Raw genomic sequence first — 22380 nt, 5'->3', positions numbered from 1 at the left:
AGCGCGCCGATTACCCCCCTGTGCGGCGCAGGCGGTCGTGAGCCTTGGGCCTCATGACCATCTTTCCGCGCCGGCCTTCTCACCGAGGTTCCTCGCAGGCGGGTCCGAAAGCCTGCAGGCGGCGGCTTCCCCGGCTTCGACCGCTTCGCCGAGGCGCAGCTCGATCAGGGGGCCGAGCGCCTCGGGACGGTGGTGGGCGACCACGATGAAGCCGATCCCCGGCAGCGCTTCGGCGAGCAGGCCGAGCAGGCCCGCGGCGGATCCGGCGTCGAGCGCGCTGGTGGCCTCGTCAAGAACCACCCAGTCGGGTCGCGCCACCAGCAGGCGGGCGAATGCGAGGCGCTGCCGCTCGCCGCCCGAGAGGCCCTCGCCGCCGTTCTCGGCGTCGGGCGTCAGAGCCCAGAGGCGAGGGGCGAGGCCGACACGCGTCAGCGCCTCGGCCAACGCGTCCGGGGCGATGGAGGCGGGGTCCTCCGGATAGCAGGCGGCGGCGGCGAAGCCCGCTTCGGGGCGGTGGGGGGTCTGGGGCAGGAAGGCGATGCGGCCCCGGGGCGCCTCGATCTCGCCCTCGCCCCAGGGCCAGACGCCCGCGATGGCCGCCAGAAGCGTGCTCTTGCCCACGCCGGACGGGCCGTTCACCCAGACGCGGGCGCCGGGCGGGATCTCCACGTCCGGCGCCGGCGCCAGCCACTCCCCCCGCGGCGTGGCGAGCCGCACGCCGCGCAGCCGCAGCGCGCCGTCCTTCGAGATGCGGCGCGCAAGCCGCGTGGGCGCGTGCGGCAGGGGGGCGGGGGACTCGATCACCCGGAAGAGGTCGTCCAGACGCTCGGACGTCGCCGCCAGATCCGCCAGGTCGCGGTAGGAGAAGATGAACCAGCTCAGCGTGGTGGTGACGTTGGTGAAGGCGGAGGCCAGACCCATCAGTCCGCCCAGCGTGACCGTCCCCGCCAGATAGGCGGGCAGGGCGAGAAACACCGGGATGCGCATCACCGTCTGGAAATAGGGGCGGGTGAACAGGCCCAGGATGAATTCCCGCCCGATCATCCGCTTCCAGTTGACCGCCACCTCGTCGAAGCGACGGTCGAGATGGCGTCGTTCCGCCGTCTCGCCGCCGGCCAGAGCCACCTCGGACGCCCCGTCGCGAAGCCGGACCAGCGCGTAGCGGAAGTCCGCCTCGCGCGCCTGCTGCACGAAAAGCAGCGCCTTGAGCGGACGACCGAGGCGCTGGGTCAGCCCCGACGACAGCGCGACGTATAGGAAGGCGGCCCAGACCATGTAGTGCGGGATCGTCACCTCCAGACCGAACGCCGTGAAGTCCAGCGGGAAGACGGACAGCGACCACAGGATCGCGACGTAGGAGAACAGCCCCACGATGTTGGAGATCAGGTCCAGCGACTCGCGAAGGAAGCCCGAGACGAACAGCCGGCAATCCTCGGCGATCCGCTGGTCGGGGTTGTCGATCCCCTCGGGCGACAGGCCCGGGCGCAGCCGCCAGAACGTCTTGTCGCGCAGCCAGCGGTCCAGCGCCGCTGCGGTCAGCGCCCTGCGCCAGCGCAGCAGCAGCATCTTCTTCAGCCAGTCCGCCGCAAGATGCCGCCCGGCGCCCAGCGCCGTCAGCAGGCCGAAGACGCCGACCTGTCGCAGGGCGGCGTCGGCGTCCATGTCCTCCAGCGCGTCGTAGAAGGCGGCGTTCCAGGCGATGAACCGGACCGTCACCCAGATTCCCGCCAGCTCCAGCGCCAGCACCACGCCGTAAAGGACGATCCCGAACCGGCCCCCCGGCCCGGAGATCGCCAGCCGCACCAGCCGCCGGATGCGCCCCAGCACGGCGCCGATGGCCGCTTCCCGAAGGAAGCGGCCGCGCACGCGCGCCATCAGAACGCCACGTCCAGGCCGACGCGGAACGTCCGCCCGGGCGCGGTCTGCAGCTCCAGCGGGTTCTGCCGGGCCACGGCGTCGCTCACCGTGGTGTTGTAGGTGTTGGGGAAGGGCGCCTGGAAATAGCGGGCGTCGAAGATGTTGAGGATGGCCACCTTCAGGCGCACGTCCTCCACGATTTCCCACGCCGCATAGGCGTCGAAGACCGCATAGCCGCCGGGTTTGAACAGGTTCGGGTCGCTGGTCCGCTTCATCGGGGCCGCGAATGTCGCGACCAGATCGAATTCCAGCCCGTGGCGCGCGATGTCGTAGCCAAGGCCGAGCGTGCCCGTCAACGGCGCCACGTCGAAGGGCGTCGTGGCCGCATCGGGATCGACCTTCTGCTCTCCCTGCTGCCAGGAGGCGGACGCCGTGGCGGTCAGGCTCCGCGTCAGATGCAGCTCCCCCGACGCCTCCACGCCCCAGACCTGCACGGAAGAGAGGTTGCGGTAGGTGTAGTCGGTGGTGCCGGGCGGATTGTAGAAGCTCTGGATGAAGTCCTGGTAATCCGCATAGAACCCGTTCACCGAGAACCAGCCGCGCGACAGCCTGCCCCGGACCCCGATCTCGTAGCTGTCCACCTTTTCGGGCTTCAGGTCCGGAGCCGGGATCAGGTTGAACGACGTCCCGGGCAGCGAGGTGTAGAGCTGCTGCGCCGTGGGCATCTTGAACCCCTGGCCATAGGATCCGTAGACCGAAAACCGGTCGTCGATCCGGAACAGCCCGCCGATCTTGCCGGTCAGGGCCTGATCCTCGACCTTGTCCGGCTCTTGCCCCGGCACCGCCTGATAATCGGCGTTCGGCCGCGGATCGAGCGCGTAGGTCGCGTAGCGAAGCCCGGGGATCAGCTCCAGCCGGCCGTCCAGCAGCGCGATCTCGTCCTGCACGTAGAGGTCGGCGCGCAGGGTGTCGGCGTTGGCGAAGTTGAAGCCGCCGCCGCGGGTCTCGGTCGTCGTCCCCGTGGTCAGGTTCAGCACCTCGCTGACGCGCGAATAGTCGGTCTTGGTATAGTCCCCGTCGAAACCGTAGGTCAGCCGGTGGCGCGTCGGCCCGAGACGGAAGCTGGAGGAAAGCTGCACGTCCAGCTCCAGAAAATCCTCGCCATAGGTCAGCTTGTCCGAGGTGCTCAGCAGTTCCCCGGCGGCGCTGAGCGTCCGCTTCTCGCCCGAGCGTTCGTAGTCCTGCGGCGCATAGGCCAGCGTCCAGGACAGCGCGTCCAGCCAGCGCGCGTTCACGTCCCACTCATGCTGAAGCGCGAAGCGCCGCCGGTTGAGGTCCAGCTCCCGGTCGTCGTCGAGGATGACCTCGCCGGTGGGGGCGCCCGTGACGGAACTGACCACCGGACCCAGGGCCTGGTTGAACTCGACCTCCGTCACCCGGTTCATCACGTCTGCGGACAGCTCGAAGCGGTGCGCGGCCGTCGGCTCGAACACCAGCTTGGCAAGCCCGCGCCAGGACCGCATGTCCGTGGGGTCGAGCTCGTTGCAGGGCGTCGCGCCGTCGTCGAGATTGCGCGGGCAGCCGTAGATGCCGCCATCCGCGCGGGCGCGGCTCAGCTCCCCTTCCTGGGCGATGTCATGGGACAGCCCCGCCAGCAGCGACAGCGTCGGCGTCAGGCGCAGCGCGACCACCCCTTCGGTATCGATCCCCTGGTCGAAGCTGTCGTAGTTGGTCGACGCCCGCCCGCCCCAGGTCGCGCCGGGCTTGAGCAGGTCGTCTGGATCCACCGTCTCCAGGGCCAGGATGCCGCCCAAGGCGTCCGAGCCCCACAGCACCGAGCCGGGCCCTCGCACGACCTCGGCCCGCGCGAGAAAGTCCATGTCCAGAAAGTCCCGCGTCCCGTCCGTGATCCGCTCCGGCACGCGCGAGCCGTCGACCACCATCTGCACGCGGTTGCCGCCGACGCCGCGGATGGTGACGCCGCCGAAGGTGTTGAACGGATCCGTCGCCGTGGTCTGCCGGTTCACGACCACGCCTGGCTCGTAGCGCATCAGCTCTTGGAGGTCGGTGATCATCTCGCGCTCGACGCGCTCGCCGTCGATCACCGTGACGTTGCCCGGCACGTCGAGCACCTGGCGCTCCGTCCTTGTGGCGATAAGGCTGATCGGCTCCAGCAGCAGGGGTTCCGGCTGCGTGTCCTCTGTCGTCTGCGCCAGCGCGCACACGGGCGCGGCGGCGGCGAGAACGGCAAGCGCCGTCCTCCTCCACGATGGCGTGGTCATGGGTGAAGTCCCCTCGTTCCAGCCGCGGTCACCGCGGCTTGCGGCATCTGCTGGCTGGGGAAGGAGCTGGCCGACGTGATTGACCGGAGCGCTGCGGGCTCCGTGGCCGCAATCTTCATTAACCTAGTAAAACTGTCAAGAATGTATTCGGCGCCCTTGACCTGGGCCGGGCACGGGCTTCTTGTGCGCCTCGTGAACGGCGTTCCCAACGCAGCCCGGCCTGACGCAGGCGCGCCTCCCCTCTCCGCCGCGCCCGCGGCGCCGACACCGGATGGCATGCATGACCGATCGACACTGGTTCGCCCCTTCAACCGCAGAGCGCCTTTCCTGGGATGAGGGAATCCGCCGGCTCGCGACCGCCCGGGTGGCGTGCCTTGGCGAAACCCATGACCGCGCCGACATCCACATCTGGCAGCGGGACGTTCTGGCGGCGCTGCACGCGCTGCGACCTGAAATGGTCGTCGGGTTCGAGATGTTTCCGCGTCGCGTGCAGCCGGCGCTGGACGACTGGGTCGCCGGCATGCTGACCGAAGCAGGGTTCCTGGAGGCGGCGGAGTGGTCGTCCGTCTGGGGCTTCGACCCCGAGCTTTACCTGCCGCTTTTCCGCCTCTGTCGCGAGCGTGGCGTTCCGATGCGCGCGTCGAACGTGAACCGCCCCCTCGTCTCCCGGATCGGCCGCGAGGGATGGGAGGCCGTTCCGACGGCGGAGCGGGAAGGGCTGTCGCCCGCGGCGCCCGCGTCGCCCGATTACCGCGCCTACCTGTTCCGGATCACCGGCGGCGCGCGCCCTGACCGTGCCGCGAAGTCGGCGCAGGACCCGGCCTTCGACCGCTTCGTGCGCGCCCAGCAGGTCTGGGACCGCGCCTTCGCCTGCAGCTTCGCCGAGGCGGCGAACGGCGCGGGCCGGCCGCTCGTGGTCGGCATCGTCGGCCAAGGCCATGTGGCGTTCGGCGGCGGCACGCCAAGCCAGCTCCGGGATCTGGGACTGGACAAGGTGCAGGTCGCGCTGGCCGCGGATGCGGATACGCCGACGCCGCCGGGCTGCGCGGATCTCGTCTGGCGCTTGCGGTCGAGCTGACGCCATCCCGGCGATGCATCGCAGGCGCCGGGATCGCACGCCCGCTCGAGCGCCGAAGCCTGCAGGCTTCACCGGCGCTCATCCGCATTCCCTTGCGCTTCGAGGCCGCGATCTTGTCCCGGACCCGCGTCGCCGTGACCTCCCGCTCGAACTGCGCGAAGGACCAGAACACGTTCATGCTTACCCTTTGTTGACGGGCGTGCATCTGCGCTATGTTCAGCGCCGACCGACGGACCATTCGGATCGACGGGCGTGCTGGGGCTTACAAACGGCGGCGGAAGCGCAAGCGTCCGGCCTCGCAGCTCTGCCTGGTCTGCTGAAGCATCGATCGTGTCCATGAAGGGCTGATGGACACGATCGGAGGCGTTTTTGGGCAAGCGGGGTCGTCGCCTGGGCTTGCAAGGCGAGCAGCAGGGTCAGGATTGCGAGGGTGGGGAGGAGGGCGAGGGCGGGGGAGGCGCGCGAAGTTTCAGACCCCCCCTAGGCGTTTCCGCCACCGTCAACCGAGGTGAAGCCAGAGGCCAAGCACCACGAATGGCGAGTGGGATGGAACAAGAATATTCGCAGCTTGCGTTAACGCCAAAGCTCCTTCGACATTCTCCTTTGGGAATAAGTTGAGGCCTCTCCATCCAGACACACCCATGTGGAGAAACGAAAACAAGCCATCGATATCGCAAACATCGAAACCAATGAATTCCCATGCAGACCCGAATGATGAGTAGCACATCGGCTCGGGTCCCCAAGTGCGGGCCTTTGCAGCCACAACCTGATCGCTCGCCTCCAAGCCGATAACTTTGGCGGTGCCGTCACTTGCCGAAATATGCAGCAGTTCGCTCAGATCGGATTCACGATTGACGTGACTTAGTTGGTAGCTGTTCTGACTCACGCCCGCCAAGGCATCCGCTTTGATATTCGCTTCTTCATGATCAGGCCACACGGTCGCGTCGGCTGAAAAGCTCCCGGAATGCGGCCAAACGCGCATGTCATATCCGATGCAGGAAAAGCCATTTGTCTGATCACGCATTTTTACTCAACCCGGCCAGGACAGAAACGGCACGAACGAATGCGGGACCAATCAAATTGAAAAGGCCCTTCGTCCGCTCGGTGAGTTAAACAGTATGCTTTCACCCAATTTTTGTGAAAACTCAGAGAAAACGGCATCGTCGAAGCCCGTATCCGTTCGCGGAATATCGATGGATGTGTAGAAATCCTGCCTGCCGTCCTCGAAAACTCTGTAGATCAGCAGCTTATGGTCATCCGAAATTCGAACCAGATGGTCGTGCATATCGCGCTCCCAGTTGTTCCAATGCCCATCGCCGGCAATGCCCGCTTGCAAAACCTATGCAGACGATGTCGAAGCCACTTTCCGTCGGGCGCTGCCAGAGTGCACCACGGAGATGGACCTGAGGAGGGGCGAACTTTCAGGTCAGGGACGGTTGACGCTGCCCTGTCGCCCCGATTCCAACCTATCGCGCAGTCTGACCCCAAGCCCAGCCAGCGCATCCAGGGCGCGCCGATCCTCAACGGTGAATGTGTCAGCGAGCCTGTCGAAATCGAATTTTCGATCAAGACCATCCAGCAACCGACACATACTGCTAATACAGGCTGAAAGCTCCAGTGAAACAGACTCGCATTCCTTATGCGAGGCAACACTCGGAAGCCTAAGCGCTGCCGCAACCAGCATCAGGGAGTGATCGAGACTCGCCACAGAAAGCGCCAGCATCCCCTCGTCATTCAATTCACTCATGCCAACACCCCAGCCAAGGCGGCCCACACTAGCCCCCGACCACGCGCTGCAAACTCATCCATGTGTTATCGTCAATGTTGGTCCTCCCGACATCTCGCGCCAAGAGGCGAATTCGCTCATAGCGCTTAACTTCCTTTTCGAAAGAATCGATAATCGCAGCACTATGGCGCGTCAATAAGTCCTTGAGCGGCCCAGCCTTTAAGTTAGGCCGTGTTGACGAAGTGGAGTCCCAAATCGGCTGCTGCGTTATTCGGATTCCCTCCCTGGAAGCGAGAGGGATCTTGGCTCGCAACCTGATGAGCGATGAGGAATGGGCGTTCTTCGCGCCGTTCGTGATCGAGACCGACCCCAGGCGAGGCCGCCTGCCGCGCGATCACCGGCGGGTGCTGGGGGGATGGTCTGGATCGCGCCGACCGGCCCGCCCTGGCGCGACCTGCCGGAAAGCTTAAGCCCGTGAGCATCGGCGTTTCGCCAGTTCCGACGTGGACCTTGGCCGGGCTCCGGGGCCTGATCCTGCAGGCCCTGAACGCAGCCGAGGGATCGCCAGACAGCGTCCAGATGATCGACGGCGCCGTCGCCCGCGCCCACCGCTGCGCCGCGGGCGAAAGGGCGGGGCTTCAAGATCTATGGGCCGTGAGGCCCTGAGGGAGAGGAATTTCCGCTGTTCTTCGGGCTTTCATCAGGTTACCGCCATACCCCATGACCGACTCATTGCCGCCCTGTCCCGAATGTTCCTCGACCTACGTCTATCAGGTCGATGCCCTGTTGAATTGCCCGGAATGTGGTCACGAATGGGGCCCCGAGGCGCCGATCGACACAGCGCCGGACGTGCGTGACAGCGTCGGGAATGTCCTTGCGGATGGCGACACGGTCACTGTGATCAAGGACTTGAAGGTCCAGGGTTCTTCGTCGGTGATCAAAGTCGGGACCAAGGTTCGCGGCATTCGGTTGGTCGACGGCGATCACGACATTGACTGCAAAGTCCCAGGCATCGGCCAGATGGGCCTGAAATCTCAATTCGTGAAGAAAGTCTCTGGATAGGCCGCCGGGCACGAAAACCAAGCTGAATCGTTGTGGCCGTAATCGGATCATCGGCGCAATAAGTCGGCCGTTTCGTCTGCGGGCGTCATAAAGTACGGAACGCTGCGGATTTTTAAGAATGACGGCTGAGGATCTCCCCGATCCTTGGACAGGGTCCGGCGGTTTCCAAGCCGCTTTCCGGTTCTGCTGGTCGGGTTGCGTGATCGTCGTGCGGGCGCGGTGGACCACGTCCGGAGCCGGTCCGTCCATGCGAAGGCGGTGAACGGCGATCCCTGGTCCCTGTTCATGATCTCGGGCGGCCCAAAGCGCGCGATGGCCTCGTCGAGCGCCGCGACGCGGAAGTCGGCCTCCCTCGTGTTCGACAGCCGCAAGGACAGCACGCGGCGGCTGCGCCAATCCATGATCGCCACGCGGGGGAGGATCCCCCGCCGCAGGGGGAGACAGGTGATGTCCGCGCGCCAGCCCCGGTCCGGCCGCTCGATCGCCAGGCCCCGGAGCGGGCAGGGATATGGCTGGCGTCTCCTGGCCGGGCGACTTGTGTTCGGACGCCGATGGATCGGCGTCAGGCTCATCAGTCAGCTCCCCTTTCCGCACCGCCAACGCCACCTTCGACTTGAACGCGGCTGCATGCCGCTTCCTCTTCGCCATGTCATCCGTCTCATTCTCGAAGACCAGATGACCCCAGACAGCAGCTTCCGTCAGCGTCCCGTTTCCAGGGAGCGCCTCACTGAACTGGCCCCCCTTTCGACCGGACGATCAGGCGTTGTCATGGAGGCTCGGCCCGCTTGAGCCCGCGATCATAAACGGTGGACGGGGTGATCGGCGGAATGTTGCGGATCGGCTCGACCCCGTGCGCATCACGATGCGCGTCGATGACCAACGCCATGGCTTCGACCGGCGGTCGGGCTCCGCCATCGCGAAACAGGCGTTCGCCTTGTGCAGGATCTCGTTCGCCGAGCGGATCTCGCGCTCCAGCGTCTTCATGCTCTCGGCGATCTCTCGTCGGACGCCGGCGCTTCCTTCGGCGGACCCGGCGCGGTTCGATACGCTCCGCTAAAGTTATTGACTGATGAGTAGAACAATGTTCTCAATGTTCAAAGCACCCAAAGAGGCGCAGGACGGGGAGGAAACATGAGCGTGGTTCTGGACGAGGAGCAGCGGCTCCTCCAGGCGAACGTGCGGAAGTGGCTGCGGGAGAACGTGACCCCGCGGATCGAAGCCCATGAGGCGGCGAGGACCTTTCCGTTCGAGATCCTGAGCGACCTGCGGGACTTCGGCTATCTGGGGGGCAGGATCCCCGAGGCGGATGGCGGGTTCGACCTTTCCTTCGTCACCTGGGCGATGCTGATGGAGGAGGCGGGCTATTGCTGGGGCTCCCTCCGGACCATCGTCAACATCACCAACGGCACGATCCAGAAGCTGAGCCGTTTCGGGACGGCGGAGCAGAAGGCGCGATGGCTGACGCCGTTGCTGGAAAACCGGCTGAAGTGCTGCACGGGGTTGAGCGAGCCGAATGTCGGCTCGGACGTGCGGGCGATCGCGTGCCGGGCGGACTTCCGCGGCGACCATTACGTGCTGAACGGACGCAAGCTGTGGATCACCAACGGGATCAACGCCGACATCGCCCAGGTGGTGGCGCGGGTGTTCGGTTCGCCTGACTGCGAGGACGGCGCGCTGAGCACCTTCATCGTGGAGAGGGGGACGGACGGCTTCTCGGCGCGCGCGGTGGAGAAGATGGTGCTGCGCTGCACCGGGACCTCCGAGCTTGAGTTCAAGGATGTGGTCGTGCCGGCGGAGAACCGGCTGGGGCCGGAGGGCAAGGCGCTCGCCGGGACGCTGGCGGGACTGAACACGGCGCGGGTGAACATCGCCATGGGCGCGGTCGGGGCGGCGCAGGCGGCGCTGGATCTGAGCATCGACTACGCGAAGACCCGCAAGCAGTTCGGGAAGCCCATCGGGTCCTTCCAGCTGGTGCAGAAGCATATCGTGGACATGACCATCCGGGTGAAGGCGGCTCGGGCGCTGGGCTATTCGGCCGCCGCGATGCTGGACCGGGGGCTGGAGGCGCGGGAGGACTGCTCCATCGCCAAACTCTACGCCACCGGCGCGGCCTTCGAGGTCGCGGACATGGCGCTGCAGGTGCACGGGGGGCTGGGCTATGCGGTCGGCTACCCCATCGAGCGGATCTTTCGGGACACGCGGGGCGGCATGATCCCGGAGGGAACCTCCGAGATCCAGACGCTGATCGCGGGACGCGAGATCCTGGGGATCAACGCCATCGTCTGAGAGGCGCGCCGCGCCGTTCGATGCAGGAGCCGCCCGGGGAGACCCTCGGCGCGGGAGGGAGACTTATGTCTTACGAGTTCCAGGACCTGACGCCGCTGTTCAACCCGAGGTCGATCGCGATCGTGGGCGCCTCCGACCGCGAGGGGAGCATCGGGGGGCATGCGCTCGAGAACCTGCTGGACCACTCGGACTTCCAGGGAACGCTGTTCCTGGTGAACCCCAAGACGGACGAGATCCGGGGGATCCGGTGCCATCGGGACATCGCCTCGCTTCCCGAGGCGCCCGACGTGGCGCTGGTCGTGATCCCGGCCACGGGCGTGGTGGAGGCGGTGCGGCAGGCGGGGGAGAAAGGGGTTCCGTTCGCGGTGATCCTGACCTCCGGCTTCTCGGAGGCGGACGACTGGGGGCGCGCGGCCGAGGCGGAGCTGGTGGAAATCTCGCGCCGCACGGGGATACGGATCTACGGACCGAACTGTCCGGGGCTGGTGAACATCAACGCGCGGGTCGGCATGACCTTCTCGCCCGCTTACAAGAATGACCTGAGGGCGGGGCCGATCGGGCTGGCGACGCAGGGGGGCGGGCTCGGGCGGTCGATGATGCAGGCCATGGAGCGGGGGGTCGGCATCGCCATGTGGTCGTCCTCGGGCAACGAGAGCGACCTGCAGGTGGCGGACTTCATCCACCACATGGCGGGCGATCCCGGGGTCAAGGTGATCTGCACGCTGATCGAGGGGATCAAGGACGGGCCGAGGTTCGCGGCCGCCGTGGCGCACGCGGCGAAGATGGGCAAGCCGGTGGTGGGCGTGAAGGTCGGGCGTTCGGAATACGGCGCGCGGGCGGCGGCCTCGCACACGGCGTCGATCACCGGGTCGGCGGAGGTCAACTCCGCGGTGCTGCGGCAGTTCGGGGTGATCGAGGTCGATGACCTGGATGAGGTGATCGACGTGGCGGCCCTGCTGGCGCGCAAGATCCCCGACGGGACGGAGGAGGTGGCGGTGTTCGCGTCCTCCGGCGGGGCGGCGTCGCTTTGCGCGGACAATGTCGGGGCGGTGGGGCTGAAGCTGGCGGCTTTCTCGGCCGAGACGGACCGGGCGATGCGGGCGGTGCTGCCGGACTACGCGGCCTTCGGGAACCCGGTGGACACGACCTCGGTGACGATCTCCAACCCCTCGGCGTTCTCGGACAGCCTGGTTCCGGTGGCGAGAGACCCGTCGGTGGGCATCGTGCTGCTGCCGATCCCGATGGATTACCACCGCTTCACCGAACATACCGCCGGGCTGATGGTCGAGGCGCAGAAGGCGACCGACACGCCCCTGGTCCCGATCTGGATGTCGGACCGGCTGGGCGAGGGGTTCCAGGTCTTCAACCGGGCGGGGATCACGCCGTTCCGGTCCCTGCGGAACATGGGCAAGGCCGTGCGCCGGTGGGTGGACTACGGGAAATGGCGAAGCTCGGCGGATCCGGAGTGGCGGCCGGCGCTGCTGGACGCGTGGCGCCCCGCGGCGGAGGCCACGCGGACGCTGTCGGAGGCGGAGGGCAAGGCGCTGCTCGCGGCGGCCGGGGTCCCGGTGACGCGGCCGAAGGTGGTGCGCTCGGCCGATGAGGCGACGGCCGCGGTGCGGGACCTGGGCGGGGCTGCGGCGATGAAGATCGTCAGCCCGCAGATCGTGCACAAGTCGGATGTGGGCGGCGTGCGGCTCGGCGTGACGGCGGACCGGGCCGGGGCCTCGTATGACGAGATCATGGCGGCGGTGGGTCGCGCGGCGCCCGAGGCGACGCTGGACGGCGTGCTGGTGGAGCTGATGGCGGGGCCGGGGGGCGTGGAGGCCTTCGTGGGCGTCAGCCGCGATCCGGTGTTCGGGCATGTGATGACCTTCGGGCTCGGCGGCATCTACGTCGAGCTCTTCAAGGACGTGACGCGGCGGATGCTGCCGGTGACGCCCGGGATGGCGCGGGAGATGGTGGGGGAGCTCAAGTCTTCGCCGATGCTGACCGGGATGCGGGGGCAGGCGCCTCGGGATCTTGAGGCGCTGGTCGGGCTGATCTGCGCGGTGTCGGATTACGTGGTCGCCAATGCGGGGGCGGTGGAGGAGCTGGACCTCAACCCCGTGTGGGTCGGGGCCGAGGGCGAGGGGGCGCTGGCGCTGGACGCCGTGCTGCTGGTGCGGGAATGAGCGGGCCGCTCGCGGGCGTCCGGGTCGCGGACTTCACCGAGCTGCTGCCGGGGCCGTTCCTGACCCAGTGCCTCGTGGAGATGGGGGCCGAGGTTCTCAAACTGGAACGCCCGCGGGGGGATCTGGTGCGGACGGTCTCTCCGGGGCTGTTCGGGGCGGTGAACCGGGGCAAGCGCAGCCAACGCGTGGATCTGAAGACCGGGGCGGGGGTGGCCGAGGCGATGGACGTCGCGGCCGGCGCGGACGTGGTGATCGAAGGCTACCGGCCCGGCGTGATGGCGCGGCTCGGGCTGGGCTACGAGGCCGTGGCGGCGCGGAACCCGAAGGTGATCTACCTGTCGCTGACCGGATATGGGCAGGACGGGCCGCTCAGGCACGTGCCGGGGCACGATCTGAATTACCTGGCGAATGCGGGAATGACGTCGTTGTGCGGGGCGCCCGGCGAGGCGCCTTCGCACGGGGTGGGGCTGCCGGTGGCGGATCTGGGGGGCGCGGTCTACGGGCTTTCGGCCGTGCTGGGCGCCCTGTTCCAGCGGGAGCGGCAGGGGATGGGCCAGCATCTCGACCTCAGCCTGACCGACTGCATCGCGCACATGATGAACGCGCGGCGGGGGGTGTTCCACGCCAGCGGGCTGGAGACGCTGGAGGCGCAGCGGGGGGCGGCGCTGCGGCGGCCCGCCTACGGCGTCTATTCCTGCAGGGACGGCGCCGTGACCATCGCGGCGCTGGAGGGGCATTTCTGGAAGGCGCTGGCCGCGCTTCTGGAGCTGACCGAATTCCAGGGGCCCGAGTTCAACGACATGCCGGCGCGGGTGGCGAAGTGCGCGGAGATCAACGTCGCGATCGCGGAGCGGCTCGCGCCCATGACGCGGGAGCATGCGGTGGCGCTGCTGCTGTCGAAGGACATTCCGGCGGCGCCGGTGCTGACGGTGGCGGAGGCGGACGCCTCGGGCCATTACGCGGCCCGGGGGCTGGCGGCGGAGACCTGCGCGGGGCGGCTCACCCCGTTCCCGGTGCGGATGGCGGGCATGGAGGCGGCGCCGCGGGAGGCGCCCGAGCTCGGGGAGCGGAAGGCATGAACGACGATCCGGAACGGAGGCCGGTCAGGATCGCCGGCTTCAACGTGGTGGAGCTGGTGGGGGGCGGCGTGCTCTCCCTGGCGGGGGTGGCGGCTGCGGTGGCCTCGGCCGACTACGGGCTGGGGACGCTTCGGCAGGTGGGGCCGGGGATGTTCCCCATGTGCCTCGGGATCGTGCTGGCGCTGATGGGCGTGGCGGTGATCTTCGACGGGCGCAGGTCCATGAGCGTGGCGCCCAAGGCGCCCTGGCGGCCGATCCTGAGCATCTGCGCGGGGCTCGGAGCCTTCGGGCTGCTGGTCGAGGACATGGGCGCCTTCGCGGCCATCGTCGGTCTTGTGGTGCTGGTGGGCTTCGCGGAGCCGAAATACCGGCCCAAGACGCTGGCGGGCATCGCGCTCGGGGCCATGGTCTTCATGGCGCTGCTCGCCTGGGGGTTCTACGGCGCCGTCAACATCCAGCTTCTGCCGGGGGAATAGGGTCATGGAGCTTTTCGACAACATGGCGCTCGGGTTCGGCGTGGCGATGTCGTGGTCGAGCCTGCTCGCCTGCTTCATCGGGGTCACGGTCGGCACCTTCATCGGGGTGCTTCCGGGGATCGGGCCGCTGGCGGGGATCAGCCTGCTGCTGCCGCTGACCTTCACCCAACAGCCGGTGGACGCCGTCGTGATGCTGGCGGGGATCTATTACGGAACGATGTACGGGTCCTCGACGGCGGCGATCCTGCTGAACTTGCCGGGGACGGTGACGTCCGCGGTGGTGTGCTTCGACGGGTATCCGATGGCGAAGCAGGGGCGGGCGGGGGTGGCGCTCGCCATGACCACCTTCGCGAGCTTCATCGGGGGCTGCTTCTCCATCGTGCTGATGATGGCCTTCGCGCCGCCGCTGGTGGCGGTGGCGTCGTCGTTCGGCAGCCCCGAGTATTTCTCCATGACCATCCTTGGGCTGCTGGCGGCCTCGACGCTGTCCGCCGGCTCTCCCATCAAGGGGATCGCCATGGTGGTGGTGGGGCTGCTGGTGGGCATGGCGGGGACGGACGTGAATTCCGGCTACGCCCGCTTCACCTTCGGGGTGGACGAGTTCCTGGACGGCGTCAATCTCGTGGTGCTGGCCATGGGGATGTTCGGCGTGGGCGAGATCTTCTGGAACTTCACCGCAGGGCAGAAGAGCGCGCAGGTGGAGAATGTGGATACCAGCTGGAAGGCGCTGATGCCCTCGCGCAAGGACTGGGGCGACAGCGCCTTTCCGATCGCGCGCGGGGCGGGCCTGGGGGCGGTGATCGGCATCCTGCCCGGCGCGGGGGCGGCCATCGCGTCCTTCATCGCCTATTCGGTCGAGAAACGGGTGTCCAAACACCCCGAGAAGTTCGGCACCGGCATCATCGAGGGGGTGGCCGCGGCGGAGTCGGCCAACAATTCGGCGGCGCAGGCGGCGTTCATCCCGACGATGGCGCTGGGCATCCCGGGGTCGGTGACCATGGCGCTGATCCTCGGCGCGCTGCTGATCCACGGCATCCAGCCCGGGCCGCTGGTGATGACCACCAATCCCGAGCTGTTCTGGGGGCTGATCGCCAGCTTCTGGATCGGGAACGCGCTGCTCCTGATCCTGAACCTGCCGCTGATCGGGATCTGGGTCAGGATGCTGACCATCCCGTACCACGTGCTCTACCCGGTGATTTTGTTCTTCATCTGCCTCGGCGCCTATACCAGCCAGAACAACCCGTTCGACGTGTTCCTGGTCATCGTCTTCGGGGTGATCGGCTACGCGATGCGCGTCCTGCAGCTGCCGGCGGCGCCGGCGCTGCTCGGCCTGGTGCTGGGGCCGATGATGGAGGAGCACTTCCGGCGGTCGCTGCTGATCGCGCGGGGGGACGCCACGGTGTTCCTCACCCAGCCGATCAGCGCGGGGCTGCTGCTCGTGTCCGTGATCCTCGTCGTCTCCACCGTCCGGTCTTCGTGGAAGAAGCGCCGGCAGCCGGCGGAGCCGACGGGCGCCGCCTGAGCGCGGCATCGAGGGTTCCCGTCCGCAAGAAGACGGGACCTGCATCCGGGAGGGAACGGCGCGGTCGCGCCGGGTCCCCGTGACAGCGGACCTTCGGGTCCCGTGCAGAAGGAGACCAGACCATGAAGATCATCGCGAAACTGGCCGCGGCGGGCATCGTCGCGGCGGTGGCGGGGCCGGCGGCGGCGCAGTTCCCGGACCGGCCGATCACCTGGGTCGTGCCCTACACGCCGGGCGGGATCACCGACACCGGGTCGCGGATCATCGCCGACGTGCTGTCGAAGGAGCTGGGCCAGCCCGTGGTCGTGGAGAACCGCCCCGGCGCCGGCGGCATGGTGGGCACGGAATATGTCGCGCGGGCCGATCCTGACGGCTACACGCTGATCTACGGGACCCAGGGGACCATGGCGGCCAACGTGTCGCTGCGGAAAAGCCTGAACTACGACCCGCTGGCGGACTTCATCCCCATCCACGGCATGGGCAACTCGGTCAACACCGTCGTCACCTATGCCGACGCGCCGTTCGCCACCATCGCGGAGCTGGTGGAATACGGCAAGGCGCATCCCGGAGAGCTGAACTTCGGATCCGCCGGGGTGGGCACCTCGACGCATCTTTCGATGGAGCTGTTCAAGACCGTCGCGGGGATCGAGGGGCTGCATGTGCCCTACAAGGGCTCCGCGCCCGCGTTGAACGACCTGCTGGCGGGGCGGGTGGATGTGCTGTTCGACTACCCCGTGAGCTCGCTGGGCCATGCCGATGCGGGGACGCTGAAGGTGCTGGCGGTGAACTCGCCCGAGCGGATCGGCATCTTCCCCGACGTGCCGACGCTGGCGGAATCCGGCTACCCGGAGGCGACGGCGGGGTCGTGGTCGATGATCATGGTTCCGGCGGGCACGCCCGATGACCGGGTGAAGATCCTGACCGACGCGGCGGAGAAGGCGATCACCTCGGACACCGTGCGGGAGTACTACGAGAAGTACGGCTCCACGCTGCTGCTGGTGAAGGGCGATGAGGCGAAGGACTTCGTCAAGTCCGAGATCGACCGCTGGGCGGACGTGATCGAGGCCGCCGGCGTCCCCAGGCAGTGAACCGGACGGGGGCCTCGGGCCCCCGTCCTTCGGAAGGCCTATGTCAGCGACCGCCCGAGACGTGCATCACCTGCGCCGAGACGAAATCGGCCAGCGAGGAGGCGTGGAAGACCACGGCCTTGGCTATGTCCTCGGGCTCGGCCAGGCGGGGCAGGGGGGTCAGCGCCTTGGACCGCTGCTCGAGCTTCTCGAAGTCCTTGCGGGCGCGCAGGCGTGGGGTGGCGACCAGTCCGGGCGCAACCGCGTTGACGGTGATGTTGAAGGCGCCGGCCTCGCGCGCCAGCGCCGCGGTGAGGCCCACCAGCCCCGCCTTGGCGGAGGAGTAGTTCGTCTGCCCCGCATTGCCCTGGTAGGACATGGACGTGATGTTGACGATGCGCCCCCAGCGCCGCTCCATCATCCTCGGCAGCACCGCGCGGCAGCAGTGGAAGGTTCCCTTCAGGACCGTGTCGTGGACGATGTCCCAGTCCGCCTCCTCCATCTTCGTGAGGTACTTGTCGCGGGAGAAGCCGGCGTTGTTGACCAGCACGTCGATGGGGCCGAGCTCGGCCTCCACCCGCGCGACGGCGGCGGCGACGGCGGCGCGGTCGGTGATGTCGACGCCGAGGCCGAGGGCGCCGGCGCCCGTGGCGATGAGGTTTTCGGCGGTTTCCTTCGCCGCCGCCTCGTTGAGGTCGAGCAGGGCGACCTTCGCGCCCTCGGCCGCGAAAAGGCGGGCGGTGGCGGAGCCGATGGCGCCGCCCCCTCCGGTTATGGCGACGACCTTGCCGGCGAGCCCGAGGTCCATGATGCGTCCTCCCATGGTCTGTTTGAATTCTACCCTATGTTCAATAGCGGGCGCAAAACAGGATCGAAACCCTTATTTCGATGAGCTAAGGGATTGCGCGAAAATTCTACCCGTGAGTATAATTTCGGGAGGAACAGAGAGGATGCGCCCGATGGAGCTGGAGAAGCCCGACCTTTGCCGCCTGTCCGAGGACGGGCGCAGCCTGCGATTGCGGGCCTCGCGCTGCGGGTCCTGCGGGGGGCTCAGCTTCCCGCTCGCGCCCTACGGCTGCCCCCTGTGCGGGGCCGCGCCGGAGGCCGTCGCGGAAGAGACGCTGTCGGGGCGGGCCACCTTGCTGGAGTTCATCACCATCCACACCCGCATCGCGCCGGGGCTGAAGCCGCCGGTCGTGGTGGGGGAGGCGGAGATCGCGCCCGGCATCATCGAGGAGATCCACCTTGGGGTGGAGGAGGATCGTCTGAGCCCCGGGATGTCGGTGCAGGCGGTTCCGGTGGAGATCGAGACGGGCGAAGGGCCGCGGCTCGCGATCCGCTTCGTGCCGGCGGAGGGGCTGTGATGGGACGTGATCTGAGGAGCCTCCGGCCGGTCTATGTGATGGGCGTGGGGATGCACCGCTACCAGTTCGCCTCGGACACGCCGTTCATCCATATGGGGCTGACGGCGGTGCGGGCGGCGCTGGGGGACGCGGGCGTGGAGTTTCCGGCCGTGGAATCGGCTTATGTCGGGACCACGGGGCTGGGGATGGCGGCGGGGCGGGTGATGCTCCGGCATATCGGGTCCACGGGGCTGGCGGTCCAGCAGGTGGAGAACGCCTCGGCGTCGGGGTCCTTCGCGTTCGCGGATGCGTGCCTGGAGGTGGCCTCCGGCCGGGCGGACGTGTCGTTGGCGGTGGGCGTGGACAAGTACGGCGACCAGAAGCGGGCGGTGCTGAAGGAGGGGATCGGGCGGTTGTCCGACACCGCCCATGTGCCATTGGTGAAATATGCGCTGCTGTGCCGGACCCTGAAGCGGGAGAAGGGGCTGACGGCGGAGGACCTCGCGGGCGTCGCGGTGAAGAACCACAACAACGCGGCGACCAATCCCTTCGCGCAGTTCCAGAAACCCCGGACGCTGGAGCAGGTGATGGCATCCACCAACGTGGCCGGCGACCTGACCTCCCTGCAATGCACCCCGCGCGGCGAAGGGGCGGCCGCGGCGATCGTGGTCTCGGAGGACGCGATCCGGGCGCACGGGCTGGACCGAGCCCGCGCGGTGCGGGTGGTCAGCTCCACCGCCGGATCGGAGGGGCTGGCGCAGGGGCGTGAACCGGGATCGGTGACCGCCGCGCGCAACGTGGCGCTGAAGACCTACGAGGAGGCGGGGATCTCGTCCGCCGATCTCGACGTGGTGGAGCTGCACGACGCCTTCTCCATCGAGGAGCTGCTCTACACCGAGGCCTTCGGGCTTTGCGCCGCGGGCGAGGGGCATCATTTCCTGCGCGAGGGGCGGTCCCGGGTGGGGGGGCAATGCGCGATCAACTCCTCGGGCGGGCTGATCGCGCAGGGGCATCCGCTGGGGCCCACGGGCATCGGTCAGGTTCATGAGATCGTGAGGCAATTGCGCGGCGAAAACGGCGTGCGGCAGCAGCCGGGGGCCGAGGTCGGGATGGCGCACATGATCGGGCTGGGCTCGGTCGCCATCGCCCACATCCTGCGGCGGGAATGAGGGACGGATCATGGACGTGAAGCCGCTGGATACGGTGAACTACGCGGTCGAGGACGGGGTCGCGATCATCGAGATCAACCGCCCCGACCGGATGAACACGCTGGGCGCGACGCTCAAGCCCGACCTTGAAACCGCGTTCTTCAAATACGCCCGCGCCGACGAGCGGGTCCGCGCCGTGGTCCTCACCGCCGTCGGCGACCGCGCCTTCTGCGCCGGCGCCGACATCAAGGAGCGCGACGGGCGGGAGATCTCCACCTTCGACTACTTCGTGGCGCAGGAATACACCCACGACCTGTTCCGCCGCATCGAGACCTTCGAGCGGCCGGTGATCTGCGCGATCAACGGCGTGGCGCTCGGCGGCGGGCTGGAGATCGCCATGTGCGCCGACATCCGCTATGCGGCCGATCATGCGCGGCTGGGGCTGACGGAGGTGCGGCTCGGGGCGCTGCCGGCGGCCGGGGGGACGCAACGGCTGACCCGGCTGATCGGGGAGTCCGCGGCCAAGGAGATGGTCTACACGTCCGAGATGCTCTCGGCGGAGGAGGCGCTGCGCAAGGGCCTGGTTTCCAGGGTCGTGCCGCTGGCGGACCTGCGGGCGGCGGCGATGGAGACCGCGAGGAGGATCGCCGCGCAACCGCCGCTTGCGGTGGCGTTCTGCAAGCAGACCATGAACGCCGGGATGCAGGTCGGCATCGACGCGGGGCTGATCTACGAGCGCTACGCGGCCTCGATCCTCGTGAACTCCGAGGACCGCAAAGAAGGCTTCCGCGCCTTCGTGGAGAAGCGCAAGCCCGAGTTCCGGGGGCGGTGATGGAGGCCCCGCTCTTCCGCACCCGGCTGACCGAGATGTTCGAGGTTCCGCACCCCGTCGCGGCGGGGGGCATGATGTGGCTCTCCACCGCCGAGTTCATCGCGGCCGTCGCCCGCGGCGGCGCGATGGGCTTCATGACCCCCCGCTCCTACGGGGAGCCGGAGGCGTTCCGCGAAGGGCTGGGCAAGTGCATCGAACTGGCGGAAGGGAACCCCGTCGGGGTCAACCTCACCATCCCGCGCTACCACGCGCGCTCCGCCCCGAACCGCGCGTATCTGGACATCGCGCTCAACCTCGGCGTCCGGATGTTCGAGACGGCCGGCAGCCACCCGGGAGACCTCATCGAAGCGATCCATGCGGGCGGCGCTCGGGTGATGCACAAGGCGACGCAGTTCCGCCACGCGCTCGCGGCCGAGCGGGACGGGGCGGATGCGGTGGTCATCGTGGGCATGGAGGCCGGCGGCCACCCCGGTCTGAACCCGCATCCCGCGCCGGTGCTGCTGGCGCATCTCGCCCCGAAGATGCGGGTCCCGCTGGCGGTCGGCGGCGGCATCGGCACGGGGCGGCAGATGGTGGGGATGCTGGCGACAGGCGCCGAGGCGGTGCTGCTGGGCACGCGCTTCCTCACGGCCGAAGAGATCTGGGCGCATCCCGCCTACAAGGCGCGGCTGGTGGCGGCCTCCCACGATGACACCACCATCTGCATGGAGACGATCAAGGCGACCTGGCGGGTTCTGGACAACGCGACCGCCCGCGAGATCCGGCGGATGGAGCGGGAGGGAGACCCGGCCTTCGAGGATTTCGGCGCCGTCGTGCGCGGGACTTACGGCCGCGACAACGCCTATGTCGCGGGGGACCCGGAGCGGGGCCTCCTCTCCTGCTCATCCGCCGTCGGCTTCGCCGATCGGGTGGAGCCGGCTTCCGAAATCGTCGCGGCCATGATCCGCGAAGCGCGGGAGACGTTGGGGCGGCTGGACGCTCTCCAGGTCCGCGCGTCCGCCGCCGCCTGAGAAGGCTTGCGATCCGCCGCCCGCACAGGCGGGGCTGGCGCGATTTGCCGGGACGAGCCGAAGCCCTCCGTCGCGTGAAGGGCTCGAGGCCCTGCATCGGCGTCGCGCCGAACGACCGTGCCCCCGTTCAGCGCACGGCCGCGAGCGCCGCGCCGAGGTCGATGCCGGACACCACCCGGTCGCGCATGATCACGCGGCCCCGCACGATCGAATGACGCACGTCCCCGGCCCGCGCATAGAACACCAGCGAGGCGGGTTCGCCGTAGAAGGGCTGCATATGCGGCCGGTCGAGGTCGACGAGGATCATGTCGGCCTCCATCCCCGGCGCCAGCCGGCCCACGACCCCCTTCAGCTCCAGGACGTCGGCCGAGCCGGCGGTCGCGAGGTCCAGCGCCTCGGTCGACAGCAGCGCGTCGCTGCGGCCTTCGCGCAGGCGCAGCGCATTCATCGCGTAGCGCATCCCCTCGAACGGGTCGTTCAGCATCCAGTCGGAGCCGAAGCCGGTGCGGACGCCCGCCTCCCGGATCGCCTTGAGGTCCGGATAGAATCCCCTGCGCGGATAGATCGTCGAGCAATGCGCGTAGCCCGCGTCGGTCCCGGCCACCGCCGCATAGTCCCGCGGACCCGCCCGCGTCAGATGCGCCAGCACCCAGTCCGGCCCCAGCACGCCCAGCGACGCCAGCCATTCCGCCGGGCCGAGCCCGTGCTCCGCCTCGATCTGCGCGACTTCCTGCGGGGACTGGGCGACATGGCAATGCAGCCCGACGCCGAGCCGGCGCGCCGCCGCCGTCGCCTCGACGAACAGACCCGCCGAGCAGGTGTCGGTCGCATGCGGCCCGATCCGGGTGGTGATCAGGCCGTCGCCGGCGCCCTGCCAGGTCTCGACCACCCGCACGCCTTCGCGCAGGCGCGCCTCGCCCAGCGCGGGGCGGCGGGTGTAGTCGCGCTCGGCGAGGCCGGGCTTCTCGACGTCGAAGATCTCCGTCGAAAGCTGGACCCGCAGCCCGGTGACGCGCGCGAGCTCGCCCATCGCGTCGGGGCAATACCAGAAGTCGTTCAGCGTGGTGTAGCCGGCCTGGATCATCTCGGCGACGCCGAGCTGCGCCAGCACGGACCAATCTTCGGGCGCCACCCGGCTCTCGCCCCGAAACGAGATGGTGTAGAGGCCTTTCTGCCCGACGCCCTCGTCGGTCTGGCCGCGGAAAACCGTGGAGGCGGTGTGGCAATGCGCGTTCACGAAGCCCGGCATCAGGGCCATGCCCGCGCCGTCCAGCCGTTCCGCCGGCGCCCAGCGGCCGGGCGGGGACGCGGGGCCGGCCTGCACGATGCGGCCGTCGCGGACCGCCACCTCGGCGTCGCGCACCACCGTGTCGGCGCCGTCGACCGGATACATGAAATCCGCCGTGACCAGCAGGTCGACGGCTTCGGGCGGTTGGCC

At 68.4% G+C, this 22380-nt stretch carries 22 protein-coding genes, 1 pseudogene and 1 other annotated feature; of the genes and pseudogenes, 12 read left to right on the top strand and 11 right to left on the bottom strand.

Features of this window, described 5'->3' with window-relative positions:
* Positions 1-51: 51 nt before the first annotated feature.
* Complete coding sequence (locus ACTB72_RS05210; protein WP_463035925.1) at positions 52-1875, bottom strand: ABC transporter ATP-binding protein/permease; 1824 nt, start codon at positions 1873-1875, stop codon at positions 52-54.
* A complete protein-coding gene (locus ACTB72_RS05205; protein ID WP_463035924.1) occupies positions 1875-4139 on the bottom strand; it encodes a TonB-dependent receptor in 2265 nt (754 codons plus the stop codon). The genes ACTB72_RS05210 and ACTB72_RS05205 overlap by 1 nt, the downstream gene beginning before the upstream one ends.
* A gap of 271 nt (positions 4140-4410) precedes the next feature.
* Here ACTB72_RS05205 and ACTB72_RS05200 point away from each other — a divergent pair, with 271 nt between their 5' ends.
* Positions 4411-5217, top strand: coding sequence for a ChaN family lipoprotein (locus tag ACTB72_RS05200; RefSeq protein ID WP_463035923.1), 807 nt, complete (start codon positions 4411-4413; stop codon positions 5215-5217).
* Between the two features lie 79 nt (positions 5218-5296).
* Here ACTB72_RS05200 and ACTB72_RS05195 read toward each other — a convergent pair.
* The 5 genes and pseudogenes from ACTB72_RS05195 to ACTB72_RS05175 form a co-directional block, all read right to left on the bottom strand.
* Positions 5297-5386, bottom strand: a pseudogene (locus ACTB72_RS05195) (recombinase family protein); the annotation flags it as partial.
* A gap of 330 nt (positions 5387-5716) precedes the next feature.
* A complete protein-coding gene (locus ACTB72_RS05190; protein WP_463035922.1) occupies positions 5717-6241 on the bottom strand; it encodes a hypothetical protein in 525 nt (174 codons plus the stop codon).
* A gap of 51 nt (positions 6242-6292) precedes the next feature.
* The gene (locus ACTB72_RS05185; protein ID WP_463035921.1) at positions 6293-6502 is read right to left on the bottom strand and encodes a hypothetical protein; all 210 of its coding nucleotides are present in this window, start codon (positions 6500-6502) and stop codon (positions 6293-6295) included.
* Positions 6503-6643: 141 nt separating this feature from the next.
* Entirely contained in the window at positions 6644-6964 is a 321-nt protein-coding gene (locus tag ACTB72_RS05180) for a hypothetical protein (protein WP_463035920.1), read from the bottom strand.
* A 28-nt stretch (positions 6965-6992) separates the two neighbouring features.
* Positions 6993-7256 carry a DUF6869 domain-containing protein gene (locus tag ACTB72_RS05175; RefSeq protein ID WP_463035919.1) on the bottom strand — a complete coding sequence of 88 codons (264 nt, stop codon included), beginning with the start codon at positions 7254-7256 and terminating at the stop codon, positions 6993-6995.
* 407 nt (positions 7257-7663) lie between these two features.
* On the opposite strand from ACTB72_RS05175, the gene ACTB72_RS05170 reads away from it, so the two are divergent.
* Complete coding sequence (locus ACTB72_RS05170) at positions 7664-8005, top strand: zinc ribbon domain-containing protein YjdM (RefSeq protein ID WP_463035918.1); 342 nt, start codon at positions 7664-7666, stop codon at positions 8003-8005.
* A gap of 47 nt (positions 8006-8052) precedes the next feature.
* Here the strand turns inward: ACTB72_RS05170 and ACTB72_RS05165 are convergent, their stop codons facing one another.
* Together ACTB72_RS05165 and ACTB72_RS05160 are read right to left on the bottom strand one after the other, a co-directional pair.
* Entirely contained in the window at positions 8053-8577 is a 525-nt protein-coding gene (locus ACTB72_RS05165) for a DDE-type integrase/transposase/recombinase (protein WP_463035917.1), read from the bottom strand.
* Positions 8578-8761: 184 nt separating this feature from the next.
* Positions 8762-8989 (bottom strand): hypothetical protein, encoded by a 228-nt coding sequence (locus ACTB72_RS05160; protein ID WP_463035916.1) that lies wholly within the window; start codon positions 8987-8989, stop codon positions 8762-8764.
* Positions 8817-8933 (bottom strand) — a sequence feature (AL1L pseudoknot). (Overlaps the previous gene by 117 nt.)
* A gap of 147 nt (positions 8990-9136) precedes the next feature.
* Between ACTB72_RS05160 and ACTB72_RS05155 the strand changes: the two genes are divergently transcribed.
* The 6 genes from ACTB72_RS05155 to ACTB72_RS05130 all read left to right on the top strand — a co-directional run bounded on the left by ACTB72_RS05155 (position 9137) and on the right by ACTB72_RS05130 (position 16630).
* Positions 9137-10291, top strand: a complete 1155-nt coding sequence (locus tag ACTB72_RS05155) for an acyl-CoA dehydrogenase family protein (protein ID WP_463035915.1) — start codon at positions 9137-9139, stop codon at positions 10289-10291.
* Between the two features lie 65 nt (positions 10292-10356).
* Positions 10357-12465: an acetate--CoA ligase family protein gene (locus ACTB72_RS05150; protein ID WP_463035914.1), complete on the top strand. Its 2109-nt coding sequence runs from the start codon at positions 10357-10359 to the stop codon at positions 12463-12465.
* Positions 12462-13544, top strand: a complete 1083-nt coding sequence (locus tag ACTB72_RS05145; RefSeq protein ID WP_463035913.1) for a CaiB/BaiF CoA transferase family protein — start codon at positions 12462-12464, stop codon at positions 13542-13544. The genes ACTB72_RS05150 and ACTB72_RS05145 overlap by 4 nt, the downstream gene beginning before the upstream one ends.
* A complete protein-coding gene (locus tag ACTB72_RS05140) occupies positions 13541-14020 on the top strand; it encodes a tripartite tricarboxylate transporter TctB family protein (protein ID WP_463035912.1) in 480 nt (159 codons plus the stop codon). The genes ACTB72_RS05145 and ACTB72_RS05140 overlap by 4 nt, the downstream gene beginning before the upstream one ends.
* Positions 14021-14024: 4 nt before the next feature.
* The gene (locus tag ACTB72_RS05135; RefSeq protein ID WP_463035911.1) at positions 14025-15542 is read left to right on the top strand and encodes a tripartite tricarboxylate transporter permease; all 1518 of its coding nucleotides are present in this window, start codon (positions 14025-14027) and stop codon (positions 15540-15542) included.
* Between the two features lie 122 nt (positions 15543-15664).
* Entirely contained in the window at positions 15665-16630 is a 966-nt protein-coding gene (locus ACTB72_RS05130; RefSeq protein WP_463035910.1) for a Bug family tripartite tricarboxylate transporter substrate binding protein, read from the top strand.
* A gap of 43 nt (positions 16631-16673) precedes the next feature.
* Here the strand turns inward: ACTB72_RS05130 and fabG are convergent, their stop codons facing one another.
* On the bottom strand, positions 16674-17417 hold the full coding sequence (fabG, locus tag ACTB72_RS05125; protein WP_463035909.1) for a 3-oxoacyl-ACP reductase FabG: 744 nt from the start codon (positions 17415-17417) through the stop codon (positions 16674-16676).
* Between the two features lie 142 nt (positions 17418-17559).
* On the opposite strand from fabG, the gene ACTB72_RS05120 reads away from it, so the two are divergent.
* The 4 genes from ACTB72_RS05120 to ACTB72_RS05105 are packed head-to-tail and all read left to right on the top strand — an operon-like array spanning position 17560 to position 20942.
* Positions 17560-17973, top strand: a complete 414-nt coding sequence (locus tag ACTB72_RS05120; RefSeq protein WP_463035908.1) for a Zn-ribbon domain-containing OB-fold protein — start codon at positions 17560-17562, stop codon at positions 17971-17973.
* Positions 17973-19121, top strand: coding sequence for a thiolase family protein (locus ACTB72_RS05115; protein ID WP_463035907.1), 1149 nt, complete (start codon positions 17973-17975; stop codon positions 19119-19121). The genes ACTB72_RS05120 and ACTB72_RS05115 overlap by 1 nt, the downstream gene beginning before the upstream one ends.
* A gap of 10 nt (positions 19122-19131) precedes the next feature.
* Positions 19132-19932: an enoyl-CoA hydratase/isomerase family protein gene (locus tag ACTB72_RS05110; protein WP_463035906.1), complete on the top strand. Its 801-nt coding sequence runs from the start codon at positions 19132-19134 to the stop codon at positions 19930-19932.
* On the top strand, positions 19932-20942 hold the full coding sequence (locus ACTB72_RS05105; RefSeq protein WP_463035905.1) for an NAD(P)H-dependent flavin oxidoreductase: 1011 nt from the start codon (positions 19932-19934) through the stop codon (positions 20940-20942). Before ACTB72_RS05110 ends, ACTB72_RS05105 begins: the two co-directional genes overlap by 1 nt.
* Positions 20943-21069: 127 nt before the next feature.
* On the opposite strand, the gene ACTB72_RS05100 is transcribed toward ACTB72_RS05105, so the two are convergent.
* Positions 21070-22380: amidohydrolase family protein (locus ACTB72_RS05100; protein WP_463035904.1), on the bottom strand; the 1311-nt coding region annotated here is incomplete at its 5' end.

This window comes from Albimonas sp. (genome assembly GCF_055129145.1).
Note: the sequence above shows the minus strand (reverse complement) of the source record. Positions and strands in the feature narration are given on the sequence as shown.

Excerpts from the sequence above, each read along its gene's own strand:
- ACTB72_RS05210 (WP_463035925.1), bottom strand. The coding sequence starts at position 1,875 with ATGGCGCGCGTGCGCGGCCGCTTCCTTCGGGAAGCGGCCATCGGCGCC.
- ACTB72_RS05205 (WP_463035924.1), bottom strand. The coding sequence starts at position 4,139 with ATGACCACGCCATCGTGGAGGAGGACGGCGCTTGCCGTTCTCGCCGCC.
- ACTB72_RS05200 (WP_463035923.1), top strand. The coding sequence starts at position 4,411 with ATGGCATGCATGACCGATCGACACTGGTTCGCCCCTTCAACCGCAGAG.
- ACTB72_RS05190 (WP_463035922.1), bottom strand. The coding sequence starts at position 6,241 with ATGCGTGATCAGACAAATGGCTTTTCCTGCATCGGATATGACATGCGC.
- ACTB72_RS05185 (WP_463035921.1), bottom strand. The coding sequence starts at position 6,502 with ATGCACGACCATCTGGTTCGAATTTCGGATGACCATAAGCTGCTGATC.
- ACTB72_RS05180 (WP_463035920.1), bottom strand. The coding sequence starts at position 6,964 with ATGAGTGAATTGAATGACGAGGGGATGCTGGCGCTTTCTGTGGCGAGT.
- ACTB72_RS05170 (WP_463035918.1), top strand. The coding sequence starts at position 7,664 with ATGACCGACTCATTGCCGCCCTGTCCCGAATGTTCCTCGACCTACGTC.
- ACTB72_RS05165 (WP_463035917.1), bottom strand. The coding sequence starts at position 8,577 with ATGAGCCTGACGCCGATCCATCGGCGTCCGAACACAAGTCGCCCGGCC.
- ACTB72_RS05160 (WP_463035916.1), bottom strand. The coding sequence starts at position 8,989 with ATGAAGACGCTGGAGCGCGAGATCCGCTCGGCGAACGAGATCCTGCAC.
- ACTB72_RS05155 (WP_463035915.1), top strand. The coding sequence starts at position 9,137 with ATGAGCGTGGTTCTGGACGAGGAGCAGCGGCTCCTCCAGGCGAACGTG.
- ACTB72_RS05150 (WP_463035914.1), top strand. The coding sequence starts at position 10,357 with ATGTCTTACGAGTTCCAGGACCTGACGCCGCTGTTCAACCCGAGGTCG.
- ACTB72_RS05145 (WP_463035913.1), top strand. The coding sequence starts at position 12,462 with ATGAGCGGGCCGCTCGCGGGCGTCCGGGTCGCGGACTTCACCGAGCTG.
- ACTB72_RS05140 (WP_463035912.1), top strand. The coding sequence starts at position 13,541 with ATGAACGACGATCCGGAACGGAGGCCGGTCAGGATCGCCGGCTTCAAC.
- ACTB72_RS05135 (WP_463035911.1), top strand. The coding sequence starts at position 14,025 with ATGGAGCTTTTCGACAACATGGCGCTCGGGTTCGGCGTGGCGATGTCG.
- ACTB72_RS05130 (WP_463035910.1), top strand. The coding sequence starts at position 15,665 with ATGAAGATCATCGCGAAACTGGCCGCGGCGGGCATCGTCGCGGCGGTG.
- fabG (WP_463035909.1), bottom strand. The coding sequence starts at position 17,417 with ATGGACCTCGGGCTCGCCGGCAAGGTCGTCGCCATAACCGGAGGGGGC.
- ACTB72_RS05120 (WP_463035908.1), top strand. The coding sequence starts at position 17,560 with ATGCGCCCGATGGAGCTGGAGAAGCCCGACCTTTGCCGCCTGTCCGAG.
- ACTB72_RS05115 (WP_463035907.1), top strand. The coding sequence starts at position 17,973 with ATGGGACGTGATCTGAGGAGCCTCCGGCCGGTCTATGTGATGGGCGTG.
- ACTB72_RS05110 (WP_463035906.1), top strand. The coding sequence starts at position 19,132 with ATGGACGTGAAGCCGCTGGATACGGTGAACTACGCGGTCGAGGACGGG.
- ACTB72_RS05105 (WP_463035905.1), top strand. The coding sequence starts at position 19,932 with ATGGAGGCCCCGCTCTTCCGCACCCGGCTGACCGAGATGTTCGAGGTT.